Here is a 16161-nt window from a genome sequence, read left to right on the forward strand (position 1 = left end):
CATGAAATTACAAGAATTAGTACAGTTTAATCAACAAAGTTTTTTCGAGGGTGCAGTACAACTTGGTTGGTTTCAAAATCGTATAGATCAAGCCAATATTGCAGCAGAATCATTTATTTTTCATGGCCCCCATTACCATGGTGCAGTCAATGAACAAGACCAACATTTACTTAAAGATACAGCTTCACTAGTTGTTGAACTCCTTGAAAGTCTTTCACTTGCAAAACAAGGGCGAGAAGATAATCCCTATTGGTTAGCAACTGCAGGTTATGGTGCGGGTAAATCACATTTAGCTGTTACATTAGCGACATTATTATCTAAACCTAATACACCTTTAGCACAAACAATCTTAACGCATATAGAGCGTGTAGATGCTACTCTCGGACAACGTGCAAAGTCCTGTTTTGAAACCTTTACAAAACCGAGCCTAATTATTGCCTTAGATGGCATGGGTAATTTCCATTTAGGCAATCAGCTTAACAAAGTGGTACTTAAGCAACTTGATATGCATGCGGTTGATGCTCAAGCTGTACGAGATTTATCACCACGTTTTAATAAAGCACAACGTTTTGTTGAACGAAGTTATCAAATTTATGCTGTAGAATTTCAAAAAAAATTAGCACAATTTGATCAAGCACAAATTTTTCAATTACTCACTGAAAATAATGAAGATGTTTACGCTGCTGTTGATCAAATTTTCTTGGATGTTACGGGCAGTGCAATCCCTGTAGATGGTCAAGAATCTGCACAAGACCTACTACAAACCTTATGTGATACCTATTGCGGTACAGATAAACCCTTTGAAAATATTATTTTACTCTTTGATGAATTTGGTCGTTATCTTGAATATGCTGCGGATCGCCCTGACCTTGCTGGTGATTCATCGCTACAGCAAATTTTCCAAGGTATTCAAGATAATGCTAATAAGATAAGATTTATTGGTTTTATTCAGTACGATTTAAAAACGTATCTAAAACGCTTTAATGCTAAAGATTCTAGACAATTACAACGCTATATCACACGCTTTGATACTGCCAATAAAGTACATCTTTCTTCAAATTTAGAAACTATTTTTGCCAATCTTATCCAAAAAGATACGCAAGAATTAACTCGCTTATTTCAACAATATCCAAGTGAAGATAACTTCCATCAATCTTGGTTACGTCTTGCACAGTATTTACCTAAAACTAAACTATACCCTGTCTGGCACGATGAAAATTTATTTAATCAAGTTATTGCAAAAGGTTGTTGGCCATTACATCCATTTGCAACATGGTTACTCACACGCCAAGAGCATACTGTACAATCACGATCAGCACTGACGTTTATCCGAGATTTACTACAAAAATCTGCACAATTAGATGTCTTCAGCCAACCTCAACTTTTCCAAGTTTCGGCTGCTGACCTTGTACATGATTATTTACTCGATGAAATGCTTGCAGCTGAACGTGATACAGGTGCAAATGTCATTGAAACATTGCAAACGCTCTTACAAAAATTTCATAGTGGTTTTCAAACCAATAACCCAAAAACCTTAACTGCTATTGCGATTTTAGAAACCCTAAAATTACGTCAACTCAATCAATCTCAAGCCAATGAAATTCTACAAGAATTGACTAATTTTGATGCAATTCAACTTCAAGAGCAAATCATGAGCTTGTCTGAGTTGGGTGCAACTGAGTGGAATTCAGACTTAGGGCGATATGAGCTCTTAACAGATGGAGCAAGTCGAGCGAGTTTCACTGCATGGATGAAAAAAACAGCTGCTCAATTCACACAACAGGATATTGGTGAGCTATTTATTAGCAAATCTTATGATATTGGCTTAGGTCAAATTGAATGTGACTTTGCACAAAAACGTAATATTTCAACTCCTGATTGGGTATTCCAACCCAAAAGCTATGTTGCCGAACAAATTTCATGTGAGAATTTAGAAATTCTGATTCAAGATTGGCAAAATAATATGACCTATAAAGATGCAAAAGGTCGTGTTATCTATATCTATCTCAATAGTCAGCAAGATTTAGAGCTATATCAAACCAAAATTCAACAAATGCTAGAAACAGTTTTAGCAAAATATAAATTAAACAAATTACCTTTCTTATTTTGCTATCTCAATGATCAAAATGATGAACTCCGTACTGCTTTAGCACGCCTGAAATCTTTTGAAATAATGTCTCCTGCTGATCAACAGCAATTTATGCGCTTTATACAAGAAGAAAAAGATGATGTGCTCACTGTATTAAAAAATACTTCATCAAAACTAATGAAACAAAAGGAATTTTTCTCACCTTACTATCCAGATTTACCTCTAGGCTTACTCAAAAATGTTGCAACAGCATTGTTTGAACATAACTATAAAAATACCATTCCTTTTGTTTTTGATGGCTTCCGTTTAAATACTGCAACAGCACCTTCGGATATTGCAGCACTCTTTAGTATTATGGTGAATCGCCAATTCTCTATTGCATGGTTACAAGGGCAAAAGACACCTTTACAGAACCGTTTTGACACCTTGTTTAAAAAAAATTGGCAAGCCGTAGATACCATGACGGGGAAATTTGCGCTCCCCCAACAACAAAATGTTAAAAGTTTATATAACTTTATAGAAACAACATTTGCGATTAAACCTGACTTAGATTTAAAAACGCTGTATCAAAAACTCGTGATGCCAAGTTATGGTTTAAATGACTGTTCATTTGCGCTCATTCTAGGTATCTACCTTGCGCAAGAAACACCACAATATAGAATCCTTCATCAAGGTAAGCCAAAGAATCTTGCTGAATGGCTGAACTTAGTTCTGAATAAAAAAACAGGGACTTTACTCAATTTAGATATTTTGGCACATACTCAATTACAAAAAATGGAAATGAGTACACGTGATGAATGGATTCTACTATTCAAGCAGTGGAGCCAAGAGTCAAATCCTAAGAAAATGATTGATATCTTTCAATCTATTGAAAATAAAAAGAAAGTAGACCCGATTCCGTTAGATTTAGAAATTCAATATAATTTGTTATTCGATAAATTCAAAACAACCTATGAAGAGCATAAGAAACAACAGGATAGATTTGATGCTACTTTTACCCAAATGCTAAGAGGTCTTGAAAGCTCAGATATCCGAGACTATAGCAAATTATTACAAGCAACTTCAGCTTTAATTAAATTTGCCAAAGACCTTGATCTCAAAAAAAGTCATATTGAATTACCAACAAAATCGACCTCTTTAGTTGAATACATTTCACAAGGCAAAAACACATTATCAGTCAAATTTAATCGTTTTTTTGATAATCTTGTTCTAACCTCACATCATGAAATTATTAACTTCCGTGAAAAATCGGAACAATATCAACGTGCTTTTATCACCTTACAAATGCAACAAGAGGCAAATAAAGTACAAGATAAAACAGCTCAACTGATTCAAAGAATTGAAGAAAAAGAACGTTTTAAGTATCTCTTGCAAGATATTGAGAGCTATATTCATACTTCACCAAATAAAACAATGAAAAAGAAAGAGCTTGAAACATTAATTAAAGAAGGTGATCGTCTTTTAATTGATATTGACAATAAACCCTCTATTTTTGATTCAGTACAAACCCTTGTTGAAAAACAAAATGGAATTCGGACTGTACAAAATGATTTTAGACAAAGAATTACTGATGTCAGTCAACAATTTGCAAATTTGTATGGTGGTTTTAATGAATTAAATGACCTCAAAATTCGCTTATTGGATGCTGAAGAATTATTAAAATTCTTTGTATCGACAGAGGAATATGAGGAAATTTTAAAAATCCAGAAACAGCTTCAATTCGCTTTTGATCGTACCCAATCTTGGATTACACAAGGTTTACCGAGTCAAAAAATGTTCGCTTTTTTAAATCAAACGATAGTTAAAGATCAGGAAGCTATGATGGCTTATTTGAGTGAACAACAGATTGATGCAGAGTGGGATTTTATTGAGGAAATTTTTAAACCTATTCGTGATGGCTATGTTAAAAAGGCACGATCAACAGCTGAACATTGGTTAACACAAACACAAACACAAAATGAACTTTCTTTCACACAGCAGGATATTTCTATTCTGCGGAAACTCGTTGATAAAGTTGAAGTGGCACCAGAAATTTTTGATGAAGATCAAATAATTCTTTTGCACTCTTTAAAGGATGAAATTCGTCATCAATTTAATCAATGTCATATGCAGATGTTCCAACGTTGGTTTGTGAATCTTGAAAGTGAATTTATGTCAACATCTCAAAATCAAACAGGGTTAATGCAATTACGTACTAAACTCAAAAATGTTCCCCACATAATTTTGCCATTATTAGATGAACAAGAACAAAAGATCATCACATTGCAAAAACAAATAGCTTCTGCTTTAGATCTTATTTCATTAGAAGATTTAGCTGAACGGATTAATACCCTAAGTCCAGACTTAAAACAAAAACTACTAAAAATGTTAAATTAAATAAAGCCCGTACTCAGCTAGATACTGAGTACGGGCTTTATATTATTTCTATCTAAATCAATATGAGACTGAGATTTTTATTTAGTACTAGCCTATTTATAACATGTTACACATGCCCCACCACCTTCAATATCATCATATACGGCATCCAAATCGACCATTTCGATTAACTGATCATCATGCAATATATTACGACGGCGTTTTTTCTTAAACTTTTCCATCTTTTTTTCATGGTCTGCTTTAATTTGAGCAATACGTTCAGGATCTTCAAGGGTACTTAATGGTGTGTCTTTTCCCATCCAATAATAGGTTTCACCATTCGCTGATTTGTCATCTTCAAACTGCTTCTCATACGCTTTTGCTTCTTCAAATTTTTCAGGATGGCGCTCTTTTAAACGTACCCATTCAATTTTCCGTTGATAGAAACAAAATGTGCACCCACTGCGCGAACGCCACTCATAATATTTTGGTAATCCTAAACCTGTACTTTCTAAGAGAGCAATAATATCTTGCTTCACTAAACCATCTTCAGCAAATGGCATCTTAGTCGTCAAATATTTTTGGGTAGGAACATATCCTTCACGCCAAGGTTCATCTGCACGAATACCAACATAGCTAATAATTTCATAGCCATCATCTAAAAATGGTTTAACCCACTGCTCAAATGGAACCAATTTCATCTGTACCGTACACCAACGTTGATGTCCTGAAGGTAGGAAATGATTGTATTCTTTTAACCAATAATCAAAATCTTTATCAGAACCTAAACGCAAAATTGGCTTACCTAAATAAGACTCTAACTGATTAAGATATTCCATGACCTCAGGAAGTTCTTTTCCTGTGTCCGTAAAGAAATATTCGATATCTAGTTCAGGATAGTGATCTCTCATATATACCGCGAGAGCTGCACTATCTTTTCCACCCGAAAGACCAAGGACATGCTTTACTTTTCTGTCAGACATGTTCGCCTCCTTTCTCAGAATGTGCTAAATCTAGATACTCTTTTAATAATTCATATAAAAGAATCGCTTTAGTATCTTTATTTAAATCACGACTATCTAGATATTCTTTAAATGAACCTATCGCAGACGATACTTTTTCCTCTGTTTCGGATGTAATCCGTACATCTCGATTATATTCCTCAAAGCCTTGAGGCGTATTTACAATAATGGCTAAATGTTTTTGCTCATCCAACGTATTTAACTGAGGATGACCATTTTTGACAAAAAAGCAGAGTTGTTTAAATCGCTGTGTGTAATTTGGAATATTTTGAGATGCCTTCTTAAGACTATCATCTGTCCAATCTCGCTCAGGTATTTGAGATAATAATGTAATGATATTACTGAGCCATTGCTTAGATGCGTCATTACTCTTCATTAAATGAAAGGCAAATTTTTGTAACTGCCAATCCGCAGCAGAATGACTAATAATCTCTGCTTGGGCAAGTAGTTCAGGCGTCAAATTTCCTAATTCATGGATTAACTCAGCTTCAAATGTTTGTAATAAATGCGATTTTGCTTGATCTAATTCTAAAAACAAGTTGCTCATATCTGATTGAATAGAATCATTTTTTGCATGTTCAGCATCTAATAAGTCATATAAATCCTCAAATAACAACTTAAAAGGATCATCTGCCATTAAAATAGCAGCGCGCAATTTTTGTGTTTTTTCACTAAAAAAATTGGCATTACGTGAATGCTTAATCCATTTTGACTTTTTCATTAGTGCAGAAACAATGAAACGAGCTACTTGTAATGCTGAAGCCTCTATGGGTTTTCCATAATTTGCTTCAATACTATTTGCTAAAAGATTAATAAACTGTTGTTTCTCAACCTGACCTTTTACATATTTTACTGCGATTTCATGAGGACGTTTGATCAACTTATTGATAAATTCCTCATCAATATCACTAATAAAACGGAACTCATTCGTTACATCTTGATCATAAAATGCAAGAGTTTCTTTCTTAGCTTGCAATAAAGCGAGTGCAAATATAGGCAAAATACCCTGTGGTAAACCAAAAGGTGCAACCGTCCATTTTGCTTTCTCATAAAAGTCTGCAAGGGTAATTAAACCTTTATTTTCTTTAATAACCTTAAAACCGTTTTCCAACAGAATATGCGAATTTGAGTCTTTCGCCTCATGTGGCGTCGGAATTACAAAAGCCCATTCCTGTGTTTCACTATTCAGCTGATGAAGACCTAACCGCTTCAAACAAGATAAATAAATCGCTTTCTCAGCAGGAAATTTCTCAATACCCAGGTTTTCCATTTCTGGACTATGAAGCATTTTTTCTAAAAGCTTTCTTCGCCCAGAAGCTGCGGAACTTGAAATTTCATTTCTTACCACAAGTTCATTAAACATCTTTGGACATTGATCAAAAATTTTGTCAGCAAGTTCAGAAGCAATCACTGAAAGTTGCTTTTGGGCTTGTTTTTCACCTTGGTAGAACCACGTAGCAGACTCAAAAGCATGGTTAAACAAAAAGGTTAATTGTTGATAAATATAATCACAACGATGCTGATATTCTTTCTTCGCAACCTGATCAATCAATAATTTAGGCTGTTCTTTTACAATTTGCTGTAATACAAAAAGTTCTTTCGCCCAATTTTCAATCTCATTATAGTTATTTAAACTCGCGATCACTAAGTTTGAATGAGTTTGAGACAACTTCATCAATTGCCTATCTGTTAGTGAGCTTTCAGCAATCAATACAAAGTCCCTGTATGACTGATTACTTTGATGTTCTAACTCTGAAAATTGTTTTAGTTCATTCACATTATAAATAAGATATTGCCCCATCCAACGCATTATCCCTCTTTCCTGATAATGACGTTTCGCTAAAACAACATTTGCTTTATAACCTGTATATTGCAAATAATTTTGTTTTGGATTTAAGGTTTCTAGCTTGTCCTGAATTAACTGCTGCACATTTAAATCTGATGTCGTCACAACCTCATAGGATTGTGTGCTATTCCAGAAACTCAGAATTTTCCATTCTGTTAGTTGAGTTAAACATTCCGTGATGGCTTTAGTTTCTTTTTTACTCGCATAAAAACTAAAATTCAGCAAATCACGTGTTGGATATACGCCTAGGGACTTACCAAAAATATTCAACATCGCAATTGCTTTAATTAAATTTGAATATAATTGATTCTTAGCAATAGAAAAATTTTCTTTACTCGTTTTTTGACTCACTAAAGTCAAAGCTTGCTCAACAAGACTCCAAGCATGTCCTTCTTTAGAACTTAAAATTTGATGTTGTAAGTTATGACTTAGATAGTCCCATAAATCTACGATAGAATACTTTTGTTCCAATACTGTATTAGCATCTAAAAACTTTCTTAAACTATATGGTTCTGCTGAAAGTAAAAAGCTAAAAATACTGCGTTCATTTTGGCTAAAGCTACTTTTTGAAACAGCTCCAAGCAAAACAGTTGTAAGTGGATGCAAAGGCAATGCATTATAAAAATATTGTTTTACTTTTGGGCTATTTTCTAAGAGACGTGAACCAATAAATTTTTGAATTTGATCAATTAAATCATGATCATTTTTATCTACTGATTGAGGTATTTTAGCATCTGTTCTTTTTAGAGTTTTCGAAACTAAAGCAATTGATTCATCTAAGGATATGCGATAAGAAATATCGACATATCTACCTTGGATTTTTGCCCACTCTAAAGCAATTTGATGACTTAGGCCTTTTGCATAATCAGCAAATGATTGATGCAAAATACCAATAAAAATAAAAGGGCATTCAGGTTGAGATAAACGATTAATTTTTTCCGAAAGATCCTGAAAAAAATGTAAATTGCCAGAACCTCTTGCCAAAGTTTCTAGCAGTTTACCCATTTCATCTAAGATGAATAATGTTCCCGAGATTTTACCTTGTAACTCTGAAAATACTTGAATAATCCAATCTAAAAGTTGTGCTTCAGTTTCAGGATACTGTTCTAATAACATAGACTGTTTAAAATATTTTAATAATCCTGCAACCTGTACAGCATCAACTACTGAACGATAAAATAACTCAATTGGTGAGATAATACCTGCCACCGCTTTGATTATAATCCACGGTTTTTTTTCAATATTTTCAGTTTTAAATACAGTTTCTAATTTTGCTGACAATATGGGATCGGCAATCATTTTATTGACTGCATCACGAACATTTTGATCAGAATGTACAAAACCAGTCAAAATTGCAGCTAAGGTTGATTTTCCTGTACCGTAACTACCTGTAATCGTAAATGTAGAAGATTTTGAATCCACTACAGTAGCCAAAGCATTGTATGCTGTGCCATGGAAAATAATTTTATCAAAAAATTCTTTTGAAATATCTGTATCTAAACGCGTAGAAAGTAGATGATTCACATTAATTTGGTAGTATTGATTCAAATTAGTCGTTGACATCTTACTCACTCTCACTATAAATTTTTTCTAATAAATTATCTAAATCAAAAGCTTGAATATCTTTGCATGCTAGGCTTCTAATACCTAATGTGTCCGACCAAAAAAATCTTTCATCAAGTAATGAACATTGATTTAAATAAAAATCGATACCGATATTATTGATTCTAAATAAACGTCCAGGGCTTCCGGGCATAGTTAAAATACTATCGACACTAATCGTCGAAGTATTCTTAAAAAATGTTTGCCAAAAATCCACTAGACAGTATAAAAATACTTCAGGTTTTAAACTTTTTTGTTCAGTAAAATCAGACTTAAATTTATTAGCTTCCAAGTGATACAGTAAACCTAACTCATTTAAAGGAGAGATAAAACTATCTTCTCCTTTAAAGGTTTTGCTTAGTTTTTTCCCATAACAGAGTGCAAAACAATCAAAATCTTTCTGTAAAGTTGCAAGCGCAGGGATTTTTAAATTCTCTGTGTTTAACCAATCCATTAAATCTAAAATTAAATCATTTTTATCAAAAAACTGCTTATTTGAAAAATTGAAATACCATCGAGCAAACGTCAATTCTGAATAATTTTTTTGAATATAATAATGCAAAAGCCAGTTTGATACCGGTTTCTCTAAATAAGAATCATATAACTTAATAACTTTTGTAATGTCCGAAATGTACCTTTTTTTTTGATCACTAACTTTAAGCGGTTGTAAACCTGAAATTTCGGTCCAATATTTAATACTATTGACCATATTTTTACCTACACCTAGGTCGACAACCAAATTTTCTTCATTTTTTTCTTTATAATCTAATGAATTATACGACTTATTAAGCCATCCATATCTTAATGCAAAAGTCTCATGACCCGAAAAGCGTAGTGTAAAACTCATAGTCTAGTCGTCTTAAAAACAGATTTACTGGAAGATTGTCTCCAGTAGCTTATACATCATTATAATTTTATTCAAGGAATAACTCCATTGATACGACACAACCTGTCTTCCTAAGCAGTACATTTAAGTATGAATATATTAATCCAAGATATTTATACATACGCTCTCACACAAGTAAAAAAAGTATGAAAGTCTACAGTAGGCCACTTACACTTTACTCACGACCAAAACATCTTAATATATTGAAAACATTTATAAAATAAATCCACCATCCCCACTGCTCATTAAAAAATTTAATCGCTAGATCGTATTAATATTATTAAACTTACTTCAATCCAAACCCATCCAATGTCGCTGGGTCAAAATTTTCATCAAACATAAACTCATCTACTCTCTCTTTTTTTAACGTCGCTAGGGTATAAAAGAAACATTTCTCACATAACTGCAACTCATATCTTTCCCCATCATGCGTGGAGCCATACCCCCAATTCGCTGATAAAGTTCCAAACTCCAGTTGCGTTAATTGATTACATACATCACATAGAACATCTGTAACGACTTCCTCCTGTTTCAGTTGTTTGATTTCCATATGCAGCTCCTTGTATCAATCAAGTTAAACTCATCTACATGTTTACTAAAAACTTATTCCTGTTTGGCTTTAATTACCATTAAAAATTGAGCTTAAAGCAAGTTGATATGCAATCCCGCACTGGCATTTCAAGGCAGCAGTACCAAAAACTGTAAAGTCAGGGCAATCCACGATTAGAGATCTTAGAAATTATTGCGGCAGAATTAAATGCTCAATTGATGCTCATTCCTGATGATAAAGTTTATTTAATTTACAGTCTCGACAAAAAGACTAGCCAAAAATAAAATACTAAAATTTCTCAAATAATTTCATCACATCATTTTCCGTAAGTTTCGCTTCGCCCTCATGATCGGCGCTTAGAATAGACTGTGCCAGTTCTGCTTTATTTTGCTGCAAGGCAATAATTTTTTCTTCTATACTTTGATTGGTAATCAGCTTGTACACAAATACCGGCTTGTCCTGTCCAATCCTCCATGCACGATCTGAAGCCTGATCTTCAGCAGCAGGGTTCCACCATGGATCATAGTGAATGACCGTATCCGCTGCTGTCAAATTCAAGCCTACGCCTCCAGCTTTAAGGCTGATTAAAAACACAGACACTTGTCCAGACTGAAATGTAGTAATGACTTCATCTCGTTTTTTGGTCTTTCCAGTCAGTTTGACATAGCCAATTTCCGAGTGATTGAGTCGCTGCTCAATCAATTCCAACATTGAAGTAAACTGAGAAAAGATGAGAACTTTTCGTCCCTCTTCCACCATCGGGACGACCATATCCATCAACTGTTCAAGTTTGGCAGAATGTGCCTGCCCGGTTTTAACCGAATCCAGTTTCAGCAAACTAGGATGGCAGCACACCTGACGTAGTTTCAACAAGGCATCTAAAATTTGAATTTGACTACGTTTAAAGCCTTTTTCTGCCACAATTTTCTGAATGTTTTCCTGCATCGTGGCGCGAACAGCCTCGTATAGCTTGGATTGCTGTTCATTCATGTCAATATTGACTTCAATCGTGGTTTTTTCAGGCAATTCTTTGGCGACGTCAGTTTTCAAGCGACGTAAAATGAAGGGCTTAATCCGGTTGACCAGCTTTTGCCTTAACTCCTGATCACCGCGTTTTTCAATCGGATAGCGGTATTTTTTATTAAAGATTTCTTGTGAATATAAAAATCCTGGCATCAGAAAATAAAATAGTGCCCACAGCTCACCCAAATGATTTTCCATCGGGGTACCGGTTAGACACAGACGATGTCGCGCTTTTAATTGCCGTACTACCTGTGCAGCTTTGGCACGCGGATTTTTGATATTCTGTGCTTCATCCAAAATGAGTTGATGATATTCATATTGCTTCAGTTGTTCTTCATCTCTCGCCAGGAGCGGATAGGTGGTTAAAACAATGTCATATTGCGGAATCTGTTCAAAATACTGATGGCGGTCCGGCCCTTGTAGCAGCAGCACCTTGAGCTCAGGGGTAAATTTTTCCGCTTCTTTGAGCCAGTTATGCATCAGCGATGTAGGTGCAACAATTAAGGCGGGGCTGTCCTGCAAATGTCCAGCCTGCTTTTCCATGAGCAAATGCGCTAAAGTTTGTGCTGTTTTGCCCAAACCCATATCATCTGCCAGAATCCCGCCATGCTGGGTTTCTCTTAAAAACTGCAACCAACCTAAGCCCTGCTGCTGGTATGGTCGCAATTCACCTTGAAAACCTTTGGGTGTCGGCAATTGTTGCTGATAGCCTTGTTTAAATCGCTGCGCAAATTGCTGCAGACGATCACTAACCTGCCACGCCATCCCAAGATGATGCTGTAGTTCCAATAGTTGACTTGCATCATAGCGATCTAGGCGACGTTCATCCTGCTGTAAAATACCGCGGAGATTTAACAATACCGGCTTAATATCCTTGACGGATAGAGCCAAATCGGGTTTATCCAATGCAGTTTTCAGGGTGAAAATTTGAGTGTCATCAAGATCATTAAAAGCCTGCGGATCAAGTAACTCAGGCTGCTGTTGCACCAAAACTGCGATTACATCAAGCAGGTCATAGCAATTGCCTGCACTGTCCTGAACGGTCGCCCCGATATTGAACCAGTCCTGCTGGCTTTCAGATTCAGTGATGGAAATATTTAAATTTTCTACATATTGCAGATTAAATGGGCTGTGTTCCAGATGCTCTATCTGCCAACCCATCGACTCAATTTGATTGATGGGCATCAGCTGTTTGATCCAGTCTCCATAGAAAGCAAAAACCATAGAATCGAGACGTTGTTTATCCAGTTTTAATGGCTGATCATAGCTAAGATCTTTCACCCACTCCAGCGATTCGACTGACAGCTGTAAACGCTGGATTGCCTGTTGTTCCTGAATTAAGTCCCGAAGCTGTCGCACTATTTTTCCATGCTGCTCACCAATAAAACTGTCACCTGATGTACCTGCTTTTATTCGCCCACCTGCATAGGAGAATTCAATTTCAGCACAAACAGACTCCTCTAATTTCCAATCAAATTTACCTAAAACACCAAAGCGTAAAATTGGCTGGGGACTACCCTCAAGGACATCAATATGCTGAATAGACTCGGGCTGAGGCAGATTTTTCACGTCTGAATATTGATGAGTCAGTTTCTCAAACTCTGGCAAGAGCATAGATGGAAGATCAGGCATCTGTAAAAAATGGTACAGAAGATTTGCCGTATATTCACCATATAACTGGCCCACCGTGTTCTGTTGAATATCCACATAACACGGTGGCTGGCTCGCGAGAATCTGAATATGTGGATTTGATTTTAAATCGAGTCGAATATCACCATTGACCAATTCAATGTTTAAATGCTCTGTCTGTTTGTTTATACCTTGTTGCCAGATCAGCTCGATGTGATAGCCTTGTTCTGACCATTGAAGTGCAGTATGGCTCTTTTTTTGCCAGTACACATCGCCACTTTGAATAAAAGATTTGAAGTGCTCCAATAAAATGCTTGAGATATCAAGATTGCTTTGATAAAAGCGTTCGTCACTGTTTATTTTGGCATAATAATAAATCTGGTTAAATAATTGTCGTTTTTGTTCAGGTAAAGTCAGATGCTTTCTGGTGATATTTTCATATTGGGTATAATAACTTTCCCCCGCAATTGAGCCGTTTTTATTGCGTCTGGCTTTCTGAACATCAACTGTCAATTTCTTTAAGCTGACAGACTGATCTAGCAGGTAAATTAAATAATTGTTTGTTTTGACAGATTGCTCTGGTTCAGTCTGTTGTAAATACCGTTTAAAATCATTCAACCAGCGCTGCGCCTGATCATCCCCCCGTTGGCGTTTTGCGATTCCCTGCGGGGATTGAGATTCAGCATAACGCTGTTGAAATTCCTGACGATATTCTTGAAAGAATAACCGCGCTAAAGCAGCAGCATGTTTACAGTTATATCCAACCGGACAAGTGCAGTCGTCATCGATTAAACGGTCTTTTTTAAGATTATAGGTAATCGCGGTATCGTAATAATCTGTCCCTTCAATTTGGGCATACATCGTGACATCGTCTTTTTCCTCAAAGAACTCAATCGTTTCCCTATCAATGTGTTTAGCGTAGCTCAGACTGCGCTGAATAGTTGCGGTACTAAAGCGAGATAGAAAATTGATCAATGAAGACATGATTACCAGACACTAAAAATGTTTATACAATTATAACGGACAAAGCTGTCATTTCAGAAAAGTAGCCGAGCTGCTCAACCTGAGCATAAATTGGACTCACTCAATAGGAATATTGTGACTAAAGACAATCAAATCAGAGAAGTTAAACAGATCATTGAGGTCGAAAATATTCTGATAGAAAGTTCTCATTTCTTCACGACAGTTAATTTTAAACCAAATGGGGCTAAAAGTTTTAGCATTGTTTCTAAGGTTGGATTTGCATCTGATCGCTCGAGCTTCTGTAAAGTTTGAAGCGAAATTTTAGTGATCTTGGACATTTCATGTAATGTCAGATGCAGCTCTGTTCTAATGAATTTTGCAATGACATGTATCGGCCAGTCTGGATTAAGCTGAATCATTTCTAAGACATATTGTCTTTTTCTAATTTGCTCTATTTGAGAGAGTGGAATAAAACGTTTATCCATAACAAATCTCCTTTAATTGTGCGCAAATACCTTCAATGCGATATGCACAATTTTCTAGAATTTCATCATCTATCCCGATAGATTTCATATGGGTTAAAAGCCCTTTATACAAAGGTAATTGTTCAGAAAATAAAGCTTTTATTTGTTCTATGGTTAAAGAACTGCATTCTACAATCTGATGAGCAATTGAAGCCCAGTTGTTATCATCTTTTTCCCATCGAGTAGATCGCGCGATTCCATCAGGATGTAGCCACATAGGGGCAAAATCAAATAAAGGCGTTAATTGAATATCGCCATTGTTAAGCCTTTGAAATGCCGTATTACGGGTATGATTATCTTTATTTCCTAAAGCGATATTGGCTAAATCTCTTTTTACATATTCAAGAATTTCTGTTTCTGGATCCGTACAATAATTCATGATAATTTTGCAGACTTCGTTATGAGACATTTTTACTCCGAAGCCAGCTTTTCCACTAAAAGAAGCTAAACTTTCTTGGGCTATTCTTTCAACACGGTTATCAACCACTTGCCGATCAAAACGTGGAATAAATAAAGTTCTTCCATGTAATTCTAGAGGTCTAAACACTCGCAATCCTAAATATGCTGCTATTTGCATATATAAGGGTTCTTGATTCAAAATTTTGTTTAGACGTTGATCCGTTCCTCGGCTAAATTTAACCAACCAGTGCTGTTTAGCCATTTCATCAGGTAACGTATGATCAAGATAAAATAACTCATCATGACCTTGTGTGAGTAATAGTTTTGGCCACTCACCTTGAACACCAGATGATCCAGAGATAAATAGTCCAAAAGATGATAATGACTCAAGAAACTCTTCACTACGTTTGATAATTTCCTGTATTGAAAATCCTTGTACTAACTGATCTGAATATTGAGTTAAAAGCCATTCATGAGCTTCTTTTATTCTTAAGTTACCAATAGGGTTGCTCGCTCCTACTTTAAGCAATGGCCAATCTGCTGACTCTTCTTCATACTCAGGGCGGCCAAGTTTTTTTAATAGTTCTTTTCGACCATATCCTTGAGGTAATAGATCAACTAGAAAAGCTGGCCACGTAGGCTCAATATTGCTTTCTAAATTAATCGGATAATGGTTTGAAACAGCATGACCATCTCGTAATCCCATATGTTCAATTGCGTAATCCATTGAATAATATGTTCCGCAGCTAGCTTTCCAACCTTTAGCTTTTTCACCTATTACTTCAATAGTGGCACAATCGATCCATTGATTATTCAGAAATATTTGGACAGAGCAAAAATCATTCATAATTCTATTTAAATAGTAAAGTATAGTTAGTTTTCCCTATTATATACCTATTATAGTAGTAAAGTATTATTTTTATCCAAGTGAGTTTTCAAAATTTATTTTTTATTTAACATAAAATCTCTACTTGGGAAAACAACACAAAAACCCGCATCTAAAAAACTGAAATAAAAAATGCGCCATCCAAACTGTTCAGCTAGGGGCGTAATATCTTTTATAAAAATTCCATTTTTCCCATCGGGCGTGAGGAAAAAAGTAAGAGAGCTAGCTAGCCCAGTCTCAAACATACCTAAAATTTGTTTAGCCAGTTCTGTACGTAGAATGCCAAGGGTCATTGGAGATGGTAGTCATCTCAATTACGCAGCAACGCTTGGTTCATTGCAATAGATTCTATTAGATTGGAAATGTCTAATGAGATTTCTTTAATCT

General features: G+C 35.4%; 9 protein-coding genes and 1 pseudogene. 2 read left to right on the forward strand and 8 right to left on the reverse strand.

Translation table 11 applies throughout. The features are described 5' to 3' along the window. The first annotated feature begins 1 nt into the window (after position 1). Positions 2 to 4465 carry a hypothetical protein gene (locus tag F902_RS02530; RefSeq protein ID WP_004668058.1) on the forward strand — a complete coding sequence of 1488 codons (4464 nt, stop codon included), beginning with the start codon at positions 2 to 4 and terminating at the stop codon, positions 4463 to 4465. Between the two features lie 92 nt (positions 4466 to 4557). Here the strand turns inward: F902_RS02530 and F902_RS02535 are convergent, their stop codons facing one another. The 4 genes from F902_RS02535 to F902_RS02550 form a co-directional block, all read right to left on the reverse strand. Beyond that, a complete protein-coding gene (locus F902_RS02535; protein ID WP_004668057.1) occupies positions 4558 to 5427 on the reverse strand; it encodes a phosphoadenosine phosphosulfate reductase family protein in 870 nt (289 codons plus the stop codon). After that, on the reverse strand, positions 5420 to 8875 hold the full coding sequence (locus F902_RS02540; RefSeq protein ID WP_004668056.1) for a hypothetical protein: 3456 nt from the start codon (positions 8873 to 8875) through the stop codon (positions 5420 to 5422). Before F902_RS02540 ends, F902_RS02535 begins: the two co-directional genes overlap by 8 nt. Before the next feature lies 1 nt (position 8876). Next, entirely contained in the window at positions 8877 to 9761 is an 885-nt protein-coding gene (locus F902_RS02545; protein ID WP_004668054.1) for a DUF4007 family protein, read from the reverse strand. Positions 9762 to 10086: 325 nt separating this feature from the next. Further along, a complete protein-coding gene (locus tag F902_RS02550) occupies positions 10087 to 10350 on the reverse strand; it encodes a hypothetical protein (RefSeq protein WP_004668053.1) in 264 nt (87 codons plus the stop codon). Positions 10351 to 10436: 86 nt separating this feature from the next. Between F902_RS02550 and F902_RS21960 the strand changes: the two are divergent. After that, positions 10437 to 10610: pseudogene (locus F902_RS21960) on the forward strand (transcriptional regulator); the annotation flags it as partial. A gap of 28 nt (positions 10611 to 10638) precedes the next feature. Here F902_RS21960 and F902_RS02555 read toward each other — a convergent pair. The 4 genes from F902_RS02555 to F902_RS02570 form a co-directional block, all read right to left on the reverse strand. Further along, complete coding sequence (locus tag F902_RS02555; RefSeq protein WP_005200765.1) at positions 10639 to 13986, reverse strand: DEAD/DEAH box helicase; 3348 nt, start codon at positions 13984 to 13986, stop codon at positions 10639 to 10641. A 185-nt stretch (positions 13987 to 14171) separates the two neighbouring features. After that, positions 14172 to 14450 carry a helix-turn-helix domain-containing protein gene (locus F902_RS02560; RefSeq protein WP_005200769.1) on the reverse strand — a complete coding sequence of 93 codons (279 nt, stop codon included), beginning with the start codon at positions 14448 to 14450 and terminating at the stop codon, positions 14172 to 14174. Then, positions 14443 to 15735 carry a type II toxin-antitoxin system HipA family toxin gene (locus F902_RS02565; RefSeq protein ID WP_005200771.1) on the reverse strand — a complete coding sequence of 431 codons (1293 nt, stop codon included), beginning with the start codon at positions 15733 to 15735 and terminating at the stop codon, positions 14443 to 14445. Before F902_RS02565 ends, F902_RS02560 begins: the two co-directional genes overlap by 8 nt. 95 nt (positions 15736 to 15830) lie before the next feature. Continuing rightward, positions 15831 to 16067, reverse strand: coding sequence for a hypothetical protein (locus F902_RS02570; RefSeq protein ID WP_005200773.1), 237 nt, complete (start codon positions 16065 to 16067; stop codon positions 15831 to 15833). Positions 16068 to 16161 lie beyond the last annotated feature (94 nt).

This window comes from Acinetobacter higginsii (assembly GCF_000369525.1).
Lineage (GTDB): Bacteria > Pseudomonadota > Gammaproteobacteria > Pseudomonadales > Moraxellaceae > Acinetobacter > Acinetobacter higginsii.

Bases quoted from the DNA above. Each gene is read 5' to 3' on its own strand.
- F902_RS02530 (WP_004668058.1), top strand. From the start codon at position 2: ATGAAATTACAAGAATTAGTACAGTTTAATCAACAAAGTTTTTTCGAG.
- F902_RS02535 (WP_004668057.1), bottom strand. From the start codon at position 5,427: ATGTCTGACAGAAAAGTAAAGCATGTCCTTGGTCTTTCGGGTGGAAAA.
- F902_RS02540 (WP_004668056.1), bottom strand. From the start codon at position 8,875: ATGTCAACGACTAATTTGAATCAATACTACCAAATTAATGTGAATCAT.
- F902_RS02545 (WP_004668054.1), bottom strand. From the start codon at position 9,761: ATGAGTTTTACACTACGCTTTTCGGGTCATGAGACTTTTGCATTAAGA.
- F902_RS02550 (WP_004668053.1), bottom strand. From the start codon at position 10,350: ATGGAAATCAAACAACTGAAACAGGAGGAAGTCGTTACAGATGTTCTA.
- F902_RS02555 (WP_005200765.1), bottom strand. From the start codon at position 13,986: ATGTCTTCATTGATCAATTTTCTATCTCGCTTTAGTACCGCAACTATT.
- F902_RS02560 (WP_005200769.1), bottom strand. From the start codon at position 14,450: ATGGATAAACGTTTTATTCCACTCTCTCAAATAGAGCAAATTAGAAAA.
- F902_RS02565 (WP_005200771.1), bottom strand. From the start codon at position 15,735: ATGAATGATTTTTGCTCTGTCCAAATATTTCTGAATAATCAATGGATC.
- F902_RS02570 (WP_005200773.1), bottom strand. From the start codon at position 16,067: ATGACCCTTGGCATTCTACGTACAGAACTGGCTAAACAAATTTTAGGT.